The sequence below is a fragment of the Corynebacterium sp. CCUG 71335 genome (genome assembly GCF_024454075.1).
Classification (GTDB): Bacteria; Actinomycetota; Actinomycetes; order Mycobacteriales; family Mycobacteriaceae; genus Corynebacterium; species Corynebacterium genitalium.
The window spans coordinates 1-13,778 of record NZ_JAGPYY010000007.1; the positions used below are offsets into that span (position 1 = coordinate 1).

A 13,778-nucleotide genomic window follows, 5' to 3' on the forward strand; every position below is an offset into this window, starting at 1 on the left:
GAAGAAGCAACAAAAAATATATTTCCAATCAGTCACACACGACCAACCAGCACAGTGACACCCCATCAATAGGTTCAAGCACCACCGACCAGCACACACCACACACAAACACGTGCAGGCATCAAGGTCGCACACAACCAACCAAAAAACATTGGCACACTATCGAGTTCTCACACAACACACGCACGCTCTTCGGGAACTTTTGTTTTTTGCTCCGTCTGAAGCGGCTTGATCGACTTTACTGGAGATCAACACTCTGTGTCAATTCCGTTGTTAAGTTCGATTTGTTTTCGTCATTACGTTCCGTTTACCAGTTGGTAACGTCTCGCAGCGACGGAACAACACAATAACTCCAAAGCTCCGAAGAACGCAAATATTATTTAGAACCGGTAGTCTACCTGCTTAAACGGGCCCCGAACCCGAGTATCAAACTGGGCGCTCAACCGTTGAAACGCGCGCCACATGCTTCCAGCTTCTAAAAGTAGGCGGCTACCGGCCCGCGCGAGGTGTTGATCACGTCGATGGATGTGCCGAAAATCGAGGACAACAGGTCGGAGCGAACGACATCCTTGGGAGGGCCGAATTCAACAATCTGGCCGTCTTTGACCGCGCAGATGTAATCGGCGTAGCGGGCCGCGAAGTTGATGTCGTGCAGAACGACGATGATGGTCCTGCCCAGGTTCTCTGCGGCATCATGCAGGTGGCGCATCATGTCCACGGAGTGGGAGATGTCAAGGTTGTTGAGGGGTTCGTCGAGAAGCACATAGTCCGTCTCTTGCGCGAGAACCATGGCGACGTATGCACGCTGACGCTGGCCGCCGGACAACTGGTCCAGGTACCGCCCCTCGAGCCCGCGCAGACCAAGGAAGTCGATGTAGCGCGAGATGATCTCCTCGTCTTCGGCGGTCAGGCGCCCCTTGCTGTAGGGGAAACGGCCGAATCCGACGAGTTGGCGCACAGTGAGCTTGGTGACAAAGTTGTTCTCCTGGCGCAGGATCGACAATTCCTTGGCGAGTTCCTTGCTCTTCACGGCGGAGATGTCGTGGCCTGCCACAGTGACGGTGCCGGAGTCCTGCTCCAGAAGCCGGCCAATGATGGTGAGCAACGTGGACTTGCCCGCGCCGTTCGGTCCGATGAGGGCGGTCATGCCGCCAGCGGGAATTTCTAGGTCGATCGGCCCGATCTCTGTTTCTTGGCCGTACGTTTTCTCGACCGAGGACAGCTTGATCACAGCGACCCCTTTCTCAGAATCACAGCGAGGAACACGACGCCGCCGACGAGTTCAATGATGATGGACACGATGCCCTGGGCGTAGAAAATGTGGTTCATCACGAAGTACGCCCCGGTCATGACGACGAATCCGATGAGCGCAGCCATCGGGAAGATGTACCGGTGATCGTAGGTGTCCGCGAACTGGTACGCCAAAGTGGCCACGAGGAATCCGAGGAACGTCATCGGCCCCACCAGCGCGGTCGACACGGCCATGAGCAGGCTGACAAGGACCAGAACATAGATCGCGTGGCCGCGGTGGTTCACGCCGAGGTTGATCGCCGGGTCGCGCCCGAGCGCCAGGACGTTGAGAATCCGCGAGTGCAGAAGCAGCAGCAGTGCGCCGCCGAGCGCCAGCGGGATGGCCACCGGGAAGTAGTCGGGGTCGGCGTTGTTGACGGATCCGAACAGCCGCGCTGTGAGCACGTCGAATTCGCTCGGGGTGAGCATGCGCTGCATGAACGTCGACAAGCTCGCGAGTCCGCCGCCCATGACTACACCGACGAGCAGCATTGCGTGCATGTTGTTCTTGCCGGTCAGCAGCCACGAGTACAGCAGCAGCGAAAACCCGACCATGACTACGAGCTGCAGCAGAAACATCTCCACCGTGCGCGCGTTGGTCAAACCCACCGCACCGAAGAAGTAGACGGTGGTGGTGTGAATGGCCACGTAGAGGGCCTCGAAGCCCATGATCGACGGCGTGATAATGCGGTTGCCGGTCACCGTGTGGAATGCCACAGTTGCCATCGCCTGGCATATCGCCACCAGCACCATGACCAGGACGGAGTTCGCGCGGCGCTCCGCAATGAGCCAGTACCCCCGGGTACCAAAGTCCATCGGGTTCTCATATGCAAGCAGCCCCCACGTCAGGCCCGCGGCCAGCACCAGCAGGCACGCGATGACGATCCAGTAACGCCGTTTGCTTGTCGACGACTGAAACGCCCCCACATGCCTGCCTCGAGCTGCAGCAATTTCCGTTGTTACTGCCGTCATGACCGCTCCTGCCTGATGATCAACACCACGAACACGACTGCACCGACGACGCCGAGGATGACCGAGACGGGCATCTCGAACGGCGCGATGATGGTCCGGCCGATGATGTCGCACACCGTCACCACGGCGATGCCGAGCAGGCACACCCAGGGAAGGTTGGAGCGCAAATCATCGCCCCGGAACATGGACACCAGATTGGGCACGATCAAACCGATAAACGGCAGCATGCCTACTACGACTGTGACCACGCCTGAGGCGATGGCGACCAGACCGACGCCGAGCAGCACAACCCGCTCGTAGTTCAAGCCGACATTCGTGGCGATGTCTTTACCCAGGCCAGCCACAGTGAGCCGGTCAGCGAAGACGAACACGAGGACAACGACAATGGCAACGACCCACAGCACTTCATACTGCCCGCGGATCACCGACGTGTAGGAGCCGGCGAACCAAATGCCCAGCGACTGGAGCATGTCGGTCTGCATGGCGAAAAACGTGGAGATAGAACTGACCACCGCCCCGAGCATGATCCCGATGATCGGCACAATCAGCGAGGATTTCAGCGCCACCCGGCGCAGGAATCCAAAGAACACCATGGTGCCCACGAAGGCGAACACCACTGCGACGACCATGCGCACAGTCAGCGAAGGGTTCGGGATGAAGTAAAGCGCCACCAACAGGCCGAGCCCGGCCCACTCTGTTGTACCAGTCGTAGTGGGTTCGACGAACCTGTTCTGGGTAAGCAGCTGCATCACCATGCCGCTCATGGCCATCGCCATCCCTGACAGCACGAGTGCGATGGTGCGTGGGACGCGGGTAGTCCAGAACATGTCGGTGCCGTCGTCGTTGCCGAGGATGTCGTACTGTCCCACCACCAACGAGACGGCGAGCAACCCGGCAACAACGGCGATACCCGCCAGCAGCTTCCATTCGGCGAGCGGCGGGCGGGTTTTCGCGGATAAGCGATGCGACACTAAGCGCCAGCCTCCCACTGATCGGCAAGGTCGTTGAGAATCTCGGTGTAGGTCACAATCGACTCGTTAGTGTACGTGTCCGCAGGAGCAATGTAGATGTTGCCTTCCTTCACGGCGGTGACGTTGCCCAGAGCCTGGCTCTCATCCAGCACCTGCTGGGCGGGTGCGGAATCCTCGGTGCGCACGCCGGCGTCACGGTCGAGCACGAGCATCCAGTCCGGGTTCGCCTCGGCGATTGCCTCCACGGAGATGTCGTCGCCCTGGTGGTCATCACTACCGCCCTCGATCTCCAGGGCGGGGGTCAGGCCAAGCAGGTCGAACAGCGGCCCCCAGGTACGACCGACCTTCGGAGCGACATAGCCGATCTCACCGCCGGAGACGTTGACGGCCATGACCTTCCACTCATCGTTGTAAGCCTCCTTCGCGCGGTCGAGCGCGGAGGTGAAGTCATCGGCCATCTTCTTGGCTTCTTCTTCGCGGTCGAAGATCTTGCCCAGGGCGTCGACCTGGCGCAGGAGCTCCTCGTCCAACGGCTCGCCCTCGCGCGGCTCGAGGTCGATGAGGACTGCATCCGGAACCAGCTTCTCAATCTCCTCGTTGTATTCGGAGAAACGCTGACCCGAAACGATCACCTGCGGCTCAGCTGCGACAATCGCCTCGAGGTTCGGCTCGCGGTGGTTGCCGATGTCGATGATGTCTTCATTGTCGGCGATGCCCGGAATAGTCTCCGGCACGAGCGCGCGGGCGGCAGCGACAGGTTGCACACCCCATTCGTCGAGGATCTCGAAACTGCGGTTGTCCAGGGCGACGACGGAAGACGGGTTGACCGGAACCTCCTTGGATCCCTCGTTATCTTCGATGGTGACCGTGTCAGAGGCTCCGTCTCCCTCAGCACCGTTGTCGGAGGAACCGGAGTCTGCCTGGGTGGTTTCAGCCGAATCGCCGGCAGAGTCATCCGCGTTGCCAGCGCAGCCGGCGAGGGTCAGTGAGGCAGCAGCCACGATGGCAGCGAGCCGGGAAACACGTTTCATAGGAGATCCTCCGTACATAGAAAGTTGGTAAGCTTTGCCTAACCTAGCACATGATCCCTGAGGGTCAATACCCCTCCCCCGACATCACATTTCCTAACCGTTGATTGACCAGTGGTCGGCCAACTCGTTGAGGATGAGGGTGTACGTGCTTGCCCCTGCCACCTCTGGGACGTCAAACGGGCCGACGTAGATGTTCACGTTCTCAACCGCCGGAGTTTCCGCAAGCTCTTCATCATCCAGAAGCAGCTTCAACGCCGGTACATAATCGGACGAGCGCATATCCGGTTCACGCTCCTCGACGAGAATGACGTCTGGCTCTTCGTTCAGCTCCACCGGAGCGAGGCCCACCATGTCCATCACGGGACCCCACAGTTTCCCACCGTCTACAGGAAGGAGCTCGGCAGCATCACCATTAGCTTCCACAGCCGCCGCCGACCAGTCTTCCCCGACCGCGTTGCGGGCCCGCTCGAGAGCGTCGGAGAAGTCGCTGTCCATCTGCTCCGCTTCTTCTTCTTTGTCGAAGATGACGCCCAGAACCTGCACTTGACGCACCATTTCCCAATCCAGCGGCGGATCGGGGCGCGGAGTGAGATCCACCACCGGCGCTCCCGCGACATCTTGGAGCTCGGAGGCGCTGTGGGACGCTTCTGCGCCGACCAGAACCATATCCGGTTCGGCATCTGCAGCCTCTTCGGGGCTGGTCGCGACAATTGCGTCGATACCGAGATCTTTCAACAGCGCCGCCATGCGTGGGTCGAATACCACCACCCGCTCCGGTTTGAACGGCACAGTTTTCGCGCCCTCGTTGTCGACGACGTCCACTGTGTCCCCCGCCCACTCGCCACCCGCGTGACTTTCAGTGGACTCAGGGGCACCGGCGGTGGCTTCCTCCCCGGCCGGCACGCACGCCCCCAGAACCACGGTCAACGTGGCGCACGCTGCGAGGCAGCCCAGCTTCTTCGACATCGTCTTCGCGGTGGTCATAGCGCGCCCAAGTCTACGCGACGGGGTAAAACGCAAGCGGCCCCGGTCCTTGATCAGAACCGGGGCCGCTTGTTGTGGAGATGGCGGGAATTGAACCCGCGTCCTTCGCCACCGCACCAGGGCTTCTCCGTGCGCAGTCCGCACAGATCTCTGCTCGACCCTCCGGATCAGGCGAACATGTCCGGATGATGGGCCCAGTCAGTGAGAGGTGTCCCCTTCAATCACCGCACTGACACGGTGGAAGGGCAAGCTCCCTAGTCGATGCCAGGGTCCGGGACGGGAGCGAGCCCGGCCTGACAGACACGCGGTCGCTACTTAGGCAGCGAGGGCGTAGTCACGCTGAGAGTTCTTCTCTGCGCTTATAACATGCTGCGACGCTTCAATCGGTGGTCTCCAGCCTGCACCGGCACGCTTCCCCTGGCTTAGTCGGCGAAGTCGAAACCAAGTCATCCCCTTGGAGTGAACTTCACTTCCCTCCTGCGGCGGGAACGTACAGTAACACCGCAGGAGCAGTTACTTTACATCCCTGACGGGGCCACACGCAAGTGCTCGACAGTCGCGCCCGGCCCCGCGTCGACCGCCAAGCGCACGGCGTTGGCCACGTTGCCCGCGTCCATCTTCGGCCGGTCGCCGTGCTTCGGGTCCGCCAGCATGTCGGTGTCGGTCCGGCCCGGGTGGATCGAGGTCACACGGATGCGCCCCTTCTCCTCCAGCCGCAGTGAATCGGTGAAACCGCGCAGCGCGAACTTCGAGGCGCAGTAAGCGGTGTTCTCTTCCACCCCGTGGAAACCGGCGCCGGAGTTGATGGTCACAAGCAGGCCACCCGATCGTCGCAAAGCAGGCAGCAATGCGCGCGTGAGCGTAACGGGCGCGAGCACGTTGATATCCATCGTTTCACGCCATTGCTCATCGGAGATCTGCTCGAAGGGATCCTTGTGCAGGACACCAGCGGCAAGGACCACCACATCGACGTTCTCGATCCGCGACGCAGCCGCAAGCAGCGCCTCGGTGTCGCGTAGGTCAACCTCAAACGGCTCGGCGCTGGGCAGCGCACTGACAATGTCGGACGCGTCGCGCGATGCCCCCGCGATGATGTGGTGATCCTTACCCAGCTCTTCCGCGATCGCGCGACCAATGCCACGGGACGCTCCTGTAATCAACGCTGTTTTCATGCCACCCAGTCTAGGCAGGATCAGCGTTAAGCCTTGATCCCCTTGAGTTTCCGCCCCAGATCGCGCGTGATCTCGCGATCTTCAGTGCGCTGCTTAATGGCGCGACGCTTGTCGTAATCCTGCTTACCCTGGGCCAGACCGAGCTCGACTTTGACCCGGCCCTCTTTGAGGTAGAGCTTCAGGGGCACAAGCGTCCGGTTGCCGTCGCGCAGTTTGCCCTCGAGGGTGTCAATCTCGCGACGGTGCAGCAGCAGTTTGCGGGTGCGGCGCGGCGAGTGGTTCGTCCACGACCCCATCGAATACTCGGGGATGTGCAGATTGCGCAGCCACACCTCGCCGTTGTCGATGGTGGCAAAGGCTTCGACGAGGGACGCTTTGCCGTCGCGAAGCGACTTGATCTCCGTGCCCTGCAGCACGATGCCTGTCTCGTAGGTATCCAGGATCGTGTAATCGTGGCGCGCCTTGCGGTTGGAAGCAATGACGTTGGAGCCGTCGGTTTTCTTCTTCTTGGCCATAGGCTACTTCCGGACGTAGGAGCGCAGCGCGACCTGCGCGACAAGGCCGGACACGACCAGCGCGGCGAGGCTGACCAGCGGCATAACGGTCCACACCGCGGAATCCGGCAGACGGGCAATGAGCAGATTCTGGTAGACGGGGTCGAGCATCTGGTCGACAATCTGTGTCTTGATCAGCCACACGCCAACCGTAGCGATGATCCCGCCGATGAGCACCGAGAGAGCTGCCTCGAGAATGAACGGGGCCTGCGTGAACCAGCGGCTGGCACCCACCATGCGCATGATGCTGATTTCCTCGCGGCGCGAATACGCCGCCAGCTGCACCATGTTGGAAATCAGGAAGATCGCAGCAAGCGCCTGAGCCGCCGCGATGATGAAGGTGGCGTTGCGGAACGAATCCATCGAGTCAGCGAGACCACGCACATCACTGGCTTGGTCAGCCACGTAGGCAACCTGGGGCAGGTCGCGGACAGCATCAATCGGCGACGTATCCGTCGGATCCTCCAGCCGCACGTGCAGTGCCGCTGGCATCGAATCGCGGGATGTCTCCTCCACCAGGACCGGGTCAGACTCCTTGAACAGCTCAACGAAGCGCTCGTAGGACTGATCACGGTTGCGGAAAGTCACTGACTCGACGCGTTCATCGGCCTGCAAGATATCGCGCACCTGCGTGCAGCTTTGCGACGAACAATCCTTGTCCGTCTCCGAAACCTCATCACTGAGTTCAACCATGACTTCGACGCGGTCGAGATACAGGTCCTTCGTCTCGCTGGTTACCTGTGACATGAGGATGCCGGCGCCCACGAGCGCCAAGGACAGAGCCGTGGTGATGATCAGCGCGACCGTCATGGTGAGGTTGCGGCCCAAACCGCGGAAGCCCTCACGGAAGATGAAGTTCCAGTTCATTAGCTTTCCCTCCCGTAGACACCGTGCTTATCGTCGCGGATGAGCTTGCCCAGGTGGAGCTCAATGACGCGTTTGCGCATGTCGTTGACCGCACGGGCGTTGTGCGTGGACATCACCACTGTCGTTCCCATCCGGTTGATCCGGGCGAGCAACGCCATGATGTCGTCGGCGGTGGAGGGGTCGAGGTTGCCGGTAGGCTCGTCGGCAAGCAAAAGCCGAGGGCGGTCGACAAACGCGCGCGCGATCGCCACACGCTGCTGCTCACCGCCGGAAAGCTCATTCGGCATCCGGTTCGCTTTGGCATCGAGCCCAACAATCTCGAGGGCCTCCGGAACAAGCTTGTTGATCTTCGTCTTCGACTTACCGATCACCTCGAGGGCGAATGCAACGTTGTCGTAGACGTTGAGCTTCGGCAGCAACCGGAAGTCCTGGAAGACATATCCGATGGACTGACGCAGCTTGTTCACCTCGCTCCCCTTGAGGGCGTTGACGTGGAATTTGTCGAAGTAAATGTCGCCGGAGGTGACGTTCTCTTCGCGGATGAGCAATTCCAGGAAGGACGATTTGCCCGAGCCGGACGGGCCGATGAGGAAGACGAACTCCCCGTTTTCGATGTCGACGGAGATGTTGTCGAGCGCCGGCCGCGTGGACGTCGGGTACACCTTTGTCACGTTAGAGAAAGTGATCACGCGTGTCACTCTAGTGACAGATAGCTCCCGGTTAGAAATCACGCGCCCCATAACCGCAGGTACTCAGACGTGCACGGTACCCCTTACCGCGGACCAGCAGATTCTTTCCCCTCACTCACCATCTGGCTCCGAACCTCTATAGTGACCCTTACCCGTGTAACTCACATCACATATCGGAGGGATCATGACCGATTACCGCTTTCAGCCGTGGCACGAATTTCATCAGGGAATCGAAGGATCACGCCTCCGGGATTCCTTCCGCTCTCTGACCGGCCAAGAGTTCGCCGAAGAAGTAGACATCCTCGCCCACCAGCTAGCCGCGATGGGCGTCGGCCCCGGCGACGTCGTAGCCACGTTCTTGCCCAACCGCCTTGAACTGCTGACCACCATGGCGGCGGCATGGCGGCTGCGGGCCGCGTGCACACCCATGAACCCGACCTTCGCGGCACCTGAATCCGCCTACCAGATCGAGGATTCCGGTGCGAAGGTCGTGGTGACCACGAACGACTTCGCCGCCCGTCAACCAGAGGACTACTTCCCCGGCGCTCGCGTGGCACCCCTCTTCGAGCTCGCAGTATCCGGCCAGCACCGCGAACATGAAGTGCCCAGCTCCCCCAGCTCCTTGCCCGAGCCACCTTCAGCCGATGACATCGCGCTACTGGTCTACACCTCCGGATCTACTGGCCGCCCGAAAGGCGTTATGCTCAGCCACAGCAACCTCAACGCCATGGTGGAAAGCATCTCCGGCGCCCTGGACATGGACGGTGAGATCCACGCGCTGATGCCGTTGCCGCTGTTTCACTCCAACGCGATTCTGGTCAGCTTCCTCGCGCCGTACAGCCGCGGTGGCAAGGTGACCATCCTCGACCGCTTCAACCCAATGGAGTTCATTTCCGCCGTGGCACAGTACCGGCCGACATACTTCTCCGCCGTGCCGGCAATCTTCGCTTACCTGCTGCAGCTGCCGCCGGACTCCGGTGTCGACTTCTCCAGTCTCGAGTTCGCTGTCTGCGGCGCCGCACCGGCCTCCGTGCAGCTCATCGAATCCTTCCAGCAGAAGTACGGTGTGAAGATCCGCGGCGCGTACGGCCTGACCGAGGGAACCGTCGGCTCGACCGCTGTCCGCCTTGACGACGACCCGCCCGCCGGCACCGTGGGCCGAGCCCTACCGGGACAAGAAGTGCGCATCAGCGACGGCGAGGGCGGCTTTCTGCCCACTGGGGAAGCCGGAGAGGTGGTGATCAAAGGCGACAACGTCATGGTCGGCTACCTCAACCGGCCAGAGGAAACCGCGAAGACCGTCGTCGACGGCTGGCTCCACACTGGCGACGTCGGCTACTTGGACGACAACGGTTTCCTGTTCCTCGTTGACCGGATCAAAGACATGATCATCCGCGGCGGAGAGAACCTCTACCCCTCCGAGATTGAGAACGCGCTGAACACCCACCCTGACGTTGTCGAATCCGCTGTGGTCGGGTTGCCGCACGAAGTGCTTGGGGAAGTCCCCGTCGCCTACGTGAGCAATTCCGACCCCGCCACTGTCGACACAACCGCACTATTGGATCACGTCCGTCCCCTGTTGGCCAAGGTCAAGTGGCCGGTACACATCACTACCGTGGAAGATCTGCCGCGCAATCCCGTCGGCAAGGTGGACAAGCCCACAATGCGCGATATGGCGATGCGAGAGTTCCTCCAGCAGGAAGCAAAGACAACGGAGAATAGCTGCTCAAGCACGGTGGAAAGCACCGCACACCACGACAGGGCGACCGGTTCATTCAGAACCTTCGCTGTCCATGCTTGAGGTCATCTCCGATGGCATGAGAGTCATGATCATGATGGCTATCGATCCAAGTACAGGCACAAAGACGAGAATCGTCAGAAGCCCTGAAAAACCCGCGTCTTGCAGCCTCCTCGAGATCAGTGCCAGAAACGGGATCAGAAGAATGACCCCGACCACCTTGCCAACCGGAATTCCGAAGTGAATCTCGAGCATACTGACCGGGATTGAGCCCACAGTGATAGCAAGAAAGACCCACCAATACTCGCTCCGCGAGGCTCGTCCCTTGAAAACAAAGAACTTCGCAAAAAATCTGTACACCGCTTGCGACAGAGACGCATCCCGCAGGGGCTTGTCCAGATTCGTACTAGAGCGCGCTTCACCCATAAAAAGGCTCCTTACGCCGAACGAGTCATTGCCTACCTAAGCCATAGTCAGATCATGCAGATTCGGTGCTGCGCCAACGAATGCCGCTTTCGAGGAACCCGTCGATGTCGCCATCGAGCACCTTCTGCGGGTCGCCTACTTCGTAGTTGGTGCGTAGGTCTTTGACCATTTGGTACGGGTGGAGGACGTAGGAGCGCATCTGGTTGCCCCAGCTGGCGTTGCCGCCAGCACCGAGGGCGTCGAGCTCAGCTTTTTCTTCCTGCCGTTTGCGCTCAAGCAGCTTGGACTGCAGGACGTTCATGGCGGAGGCCTTGTTCTGAATCTGCGACTTTTCGTTTTGGCAGGTCACCACAATGCCGGTGGGCTCGTGGGTGATGCGCACCGCCGAGTCGGTGGTGTTGACCGATTGGCCACCAGGACCGGACGAGCGATAGACGTCGATGCGGATTTCCGAGTCCGGGATGTCGATGTGGTCAGTCTTCTCAACCACCGGCAGAACTTCGACTTCGGCGAAGGAGGTTTGACGGCGCCCCTGGTTGTCGAACGGCGAGATGCGCACCAACCGGTGCGCACCCTGCTCGACGGATAACTGGCCGTACATGTACTCGCCGTGCACGACGAACGTCGCCGACTTGATGCCGGCCTCCTCGGCGTAGGAAATGTCGTAGACATCGACCTTGTGCCCGTTCTTCTCCGCCCAACGGATGTACATGCGCATGAGCATCTCTGCCCAATCCGCCGCGTCGACGCCGCCTGCTCCGGAGCGGATGTTCACCACCGCTTCGCGCTGGTCGTACTCGCCCGACAACATTGTGGTCACTTCGAGGGTTTCGACGGCCGTGGTCAGGTCAGCGAGTTCATCCTCGGCAAGCGTGTAATCGCCCTCTTCCGCGGCGAGCTCGTACATGACGGGCAAGTCGTCGATACGCTGGCGTAGGCTGCGCACCCTGCGCACGCGCGCTTGGACGCTGGAGAGTTCAGTGGTCACGCTCTGAGCGTGCTCGGGGTCGTCCCACAGGCTCGGGTCGGCGGCCTGCTGCTCCAGCTCGCGCGCCCGGGCGTCCATCTCCTCGAGGTCCATGACCTTCTCAATGGTGGTCAAGGTGGAGTCGAGCGACTGGATGCGGTTGCTGGTGTCGGGATTCATGTAAGCGCAGTGTAGTAGGAGACGATAGACTCGAACTACACCCCCACACGGGCGCCCGCGGCAGCGGGCTGAGATCGCACTGATAGGCCGTGCGAGCACCGTTCGAACCTGTCTGGTTAGCACCAGCGAAGGAAGTAAAGGAGAGGCAATGGCCGACATCTACGCCCAGGAAATTCACCTGAAGCACTCGTACGCGCCGATCGTGGAAGATGGTCTGGAAGTCCCGGAGACGGAAATCCAGCTCGATGACTCACCGACCGGCCCGAACGCGCCGTTCAAGATCTACCGCACACGCGGCCCGTGGGCTGAGCCGGAAGAGGGCCTGCCGGATCTGCGCACCGAGTGGATTGAAGCCCGTGATGACGTGGAGAGCTACGCCGGCCGCGAGCGCAACCTCGAGGACGACGGTGTCCGCGCGATGAAACGCGGTGCCGCTAGCGAAGAGTGGCGCGGGGCTAAGCGCGAGCCCCTGCGCGCGAAAAGCGGAAAGCGCGTGACCCAGATGGCCTACGCCCGCCGCGGCGAGATCACCTCCGAAATGCGCTTTGTGGCACTGCGCGAACACTGCTCTCCGGAGAAAGTCCGCGAGGAAGTCGCCGCTGGCCGCGCAATCATCCCGAACAACATCAACCACCCGGAGAGCGAGCCGATGATTATCGGCAATGCGTTCTTGACCAAGATCAACGCGAATATCGGCAACTCCGCCGTGACCTCCTCCATCCGTGAGGAAGTAGACAAGTTGCGCTGGGCCACCCGCTGGGGCGCGGACACGGTCATGGACTTGTCCACCGGAAACGACATTCACACCACTCGCGAGTGGATCCTGCGCAATTCCCCGGTTCCCATCGGCACGGTGCCGATCTACCAGGCGCTGGAGAAAATGGGTGGCGTCGCTGAGGACTTGACGTGGGAGATCTTCCGCGACACCGTCATCGAGCAGGCTGAGCAGGGCGTTGATTACATGACTGTCCACGCCGGCGTGCGCCTGCCGTACGTTCCGCTGACCTCGAAGCGCGTGACCGGCATTGTCTCCCGCGGCGGCTCGATCATGGCCGGCTGGTGCCTCGCGCACCACAAGGAATCCTTCCTGTACGAGAACTTCGACGAGCTGTGCGAGATCTTCGCCCAGTACGACATCGCCTTCTCGCTTGGGGACGGTTTGCGTCCCGGCTCCGTCGCCGACGCCAACGATGCTGCACAGTTCGCTGAGCTGAAAACCATCGGCGAACTGTGCAAGCGCGCCTGGGACCACGATGTCCAGGTCATGATCGAGGGGCCGGGCCACGTCCCGCTGAACATGATCCAGGTCAACAACGAGAAGGAAGAGGAGTGGTGCGGCGGCGCGCCGTTTTACACCCTCGGCCCGCTGGTGACCGACATCGCCCCGGGCTACGATCACATCACCTCTGCAATCGGCGCCGCCAATATCGCCATGGGCGGCACCGCGATGCTGTGCTACGTCACCCCGAAGGAGCACCTGGGCCTGCCCAACAAGGATGATGTCAAGACCGGTGTGATCACGTACAAGGTCGCCGCGCACGCAGCCGACGTGGCCAAAGGCCACCCGGGCGCCCGTGACTGGGACGACGCAATGAGCAAGGCGCGCTTCGAGTTCCGCTGGAACGACCAGTTCGCTCTCTCGCTTGACCCGGAGACCGCGCAGGCCTACCACGATGAGACGCTGCCGGCTGAACCTGCGAAGACGGCGCACTTCTGCTCCATGTGCGGCCCGAAGTTCTGCTCCATGCGCATCAGCCAGGACATCCGCGACGAGTTCGGTGATGCCATCGACGAGGCGCTGGATGACGAGAACAAGAAGCTCATCGCCGACCTGGGCATCCCCACCTTCGCGGGCGGGGAGGATTTCCGCCGCGGCGAGCGCGAGATGGCCAAGGAGTTCCGCGAGCTCGGCTCGAACGTCTACGTGAAGGAGTAAT

At 61.0% G+C, this 13,778-nt stretch carries 13 protein-coding genes, 1 other RNA gene and 1 riboswitch; of the genes, 2 read left to right on the plus strand and 12 right to left on the minus strand.

Translation table 11 applies throughout. The features are described from left to right. Positions 1 to 475 precede the first annotated feature (475 nt). From KBX19_RS06400 to ftsE, 10 genes are all read right to left on the minus strand, one after another. Entirely contained in the window at positions 476 to 1,231 is a 756-nt protein-coding gene (locus KBX19_RS06400; protein WP_005291496.1) for an ABC transporter ATP-binding protein, read from the minus strand. Beyond that, the gene (locus KBX19_RS06405; protein ID WP_255997957.1) at positions 1,228 to 2,262 is read right to left on the minus strand and encodes an iron chelate uptake ABC transporter family permease subunit; all 1,035 of its coding nucleotides are present in this window, start codon (positions 2,260 to 2,262) and stop codon (positions 1,228 to 1,230) included. Before KBX19_RS06405 ends, KBX19_RS06400 begins: the two co-directional genes overlap by 4 nt. Further along, the gene (locus tag KBX19_RS06410) at positions 2,259 to 3,233 is read right to left on the minus strand and encodes an iron chelate uptake ABC transporter family permease subunit (RefSeq protein ID WP_255997958.1); all 975 of its coding nucleotides are present in this window, start codon (positions 3,231 to 3,233) and stop codon (positions 2,259 to 2,261) included. The genes KBX19_RS06405 and KBX19_RS06410 overlap by 4 nt, the downstream gene beginning before the upstream one ends. Beyond that, on the minus strand, positions 3,233 to 4,264 hold the full coding sequence (locus tag KBX19_RS06415; RefSeq protein ID WP_255997959.1) for a siderophore ABC transporter substrate-binding protein: 1,032 nt from the start codon (positions 4,262 to 4,264) through the stop codon (positions 3,233 to 3,235). The genes KBX19_RS06410 and KBX19_RS06415 overlap by 1 nt, the downstream gene beginning before the upstream one ends. Positions 4,265 to 4,357: 93 nt before the next feature. Then, positions 4,358 to 5,248: an ABC transporter substrate-binding protein gene (locus KBX19_RS06420; protein ID WP_255997960.1), complete on the minus strand. Its 891-nt coding sequence runs from the start codon at positions 5,246 to 5,248 to the stop codon at positions 4,358 to 4,360. A 72-nt stretch (positions 5,249 to 5,320) separates the two neighbouring features. Continuing rightward, positions 5,321 to 5,702, minus strand: a transfer-messenger RNA (tmRNA) gene (ssrA, locus tag KBX19_RS06425). A 64-nt stretch (positions 5,703 to 5,766) separates the two neighbouring features. After that, on the minus strand, positions 5,767 to 6,420 hold the full coding sequence (locus tag KBX19_RS06430; RefSeq protein WP_005291506.1) for an SDR family oxidoreductase: 654 nt from the start codon (positions 6,418 to 6,420) through the stop codon (positions 5,767 to 5,769). Between the two features lie 26 nt (positions 6,421 to 6,446). Then, positions 6,447 to 6,935, minus strand: a complete 489-nt coding sequence (gene smpB / locus KBX19_RS06435; RefSeq protein ID WP_005291508.1) for an SsrA-binding protein SmpB — start codon at positions 6,933 to 6,935, stop codon at positions 6,447 to 6,449. Between the two features lie 3 nt (positions 6,936 to 6,938). Then, entirely contained in the window at positions 6,939 to 7,841 is a 903-nt protein-coding gene (ftsX, locus tag KBX19_RS06440; protein WP_005291509.1) for a permease-like cell division protein FtsX, read from the minus strand. Continuing rightward, on the minus strand, positions 7,841 to 8,530 hold the full coding sequence (gene ftsE / locus KBX19_RS06445; RefSeq protein ID WP_255997961.1) for a cell division ATP-binding protein FtsE: 690 nt from the start codon (positions 8,528 to 8,530) through the stop codon (positions 7,841 to 7,843). Before ftsE ends, ftsX begins: the two co-directional genes overlap by 1 nt. Positions 8,531 to 8,714: 184 nt before the next feature. On the opposite strand from ftsE, the gene KBX19_RS06450 reads away from it, so the two are divergent. After that, positions 8,715 to 10,331, plus strand: coding sequence for a class I adenylate-forming enzyme family protein (locus tag KBX19_RS06450; protein ID WP_005291513.1), 1,617 nt, complete (start codon positions 8,715 to 8,717; stop codon positions 10,329 to 10,331). Here KBX19_RS06450 and KBX19_RS06455 read toward each other — a convergent pair. Both KBX19_RS06455 and prfB read right to left on the minus strand, forming a co-directional pair. Continuing rightward, positions 10,302 to 10,694 (minus strand): DUF805 domain-containing protein, encoded by a 393-nt coding sequence (locus tag KBX19_RS06455; protein ID WP_005291515.1) that lies wholly within the window; start codon positions 10,692 to 10,694, stop codon positions 10,302 to 10,304. The genes KBX19_RS06450 and KBX19_RS06455 overlap by 30 nt on opposite strands. A 52-nt stretch (positions 10,695 to 10,746) precedes the next feature. Beyond that, positions 10,747 to 11,841, minus strand: a complete 1,095-nt coding sequence (gene prfB / locus KBX19_RS06460; RefSeq protein ID WP_255995999.1) for a peptide chain release factor 2 — start codon at positions 11,839 to 11,841, stop codon at positions 10,747 to 10,749. 37 nt (positions 11,842 to 11,878) lie between these two features. Next, a riboswitch (TPP riboswitch) is annotated at positions 11,879 to 11,992 on the plus strand. Between prfB and thiC the strand changes: the two genes are divergently transcribed. Then, a complete protein-coding gene (gene thiC / locus KBX19_RS06465) occupies positions 11,990 to 13,777 on the plus strand; it encodes a phosphomethylpyrimidine synthase ThiC (RefSeq protein ID WP_255997963.1) in 1,788 nt (595 codons plus the stop codon). It overlaps the preceding riboswitch by 3 nt. Position 13,778 lies beyond the last annotated feature (1 nt).

What these genes read in the sequence shown, in the direction of transcription:
- KBX19_RS06405 (WP_255997957.1), bottom strand. Translation starts at nt 2,262, where the DNA reads ATGACGGCAGTAACAACGGAAATTGCTGCAGCTCGAGGCAGGCATGTG.
- KBX19_RS06415 (WP_255997959.1), bottom strand. Translation starts at nt 4,264, where the DNA reads ATGAAACGTGTTTCCCGGCTCGCTGCCATCGTGGCTGCTGCCTCACTG.
- KBX19_RS06420 (WP_255997960.1), bottom strand. Translation starts at nt 5,248, where the DNA reads ATGACCACCGCGAAGACGATGTCGAAGAAGCTGGGCTGCCTCGCAGCG.
- KBX19_RS06430 (WP_005291506.1), bottom strand. Translation starts at nt 6,420, where the DNA reads ATGAAAACAGCGTTGATTACAGGAGCGTCCCGTGGCATTGGTCGCGCG.
- smpB (WP_005291508.1), bottom strand. Translation starts at nt 6,935, where the DNA reads ATGGCCAAGAAGAAGAAAACCGACGGCTCCAACGTCATTGCTTCCAAC.
- ftsX (WP_005291509.1), bottom strand. Translation starts at nt 7,841, where the DNA reads ATGAACTGGAACTTCATCTTCCGTGAGGGCTTCCGCGGTTTGGGCCGC.
- KBX19_RS06450 (WP_005291513.1), top strand. Translation starts at nt 8,715, where the DNA reads ATGACCGATTACCGCTTTCAGCCGTGGCACGAATTTCATCAGGGAATC.
- KBX19_RS06455 (WP_005291515.1), bottom strand. Translation starts at nt 10,694, where the DNA reads ATGGGTGAAGCGCGCTCTAGTACGAATCTGGACAAGCCCCTGCGGGAT.
- prfB (WP_255995999.1), bottom strand. Translation starts at nt 11,841, where the DNA reads ATGAATCCCGACACCAGCAACCGCATCCAGTCGCTCGACTCCACCTTG.
- thiC (WP_255997963.1), top strand. Translation starts at nt 11,990, where the DNA reads ATGGCCGACATCTACGCCCAGGAAATTCACCTGAAGCACTCGTACGCG.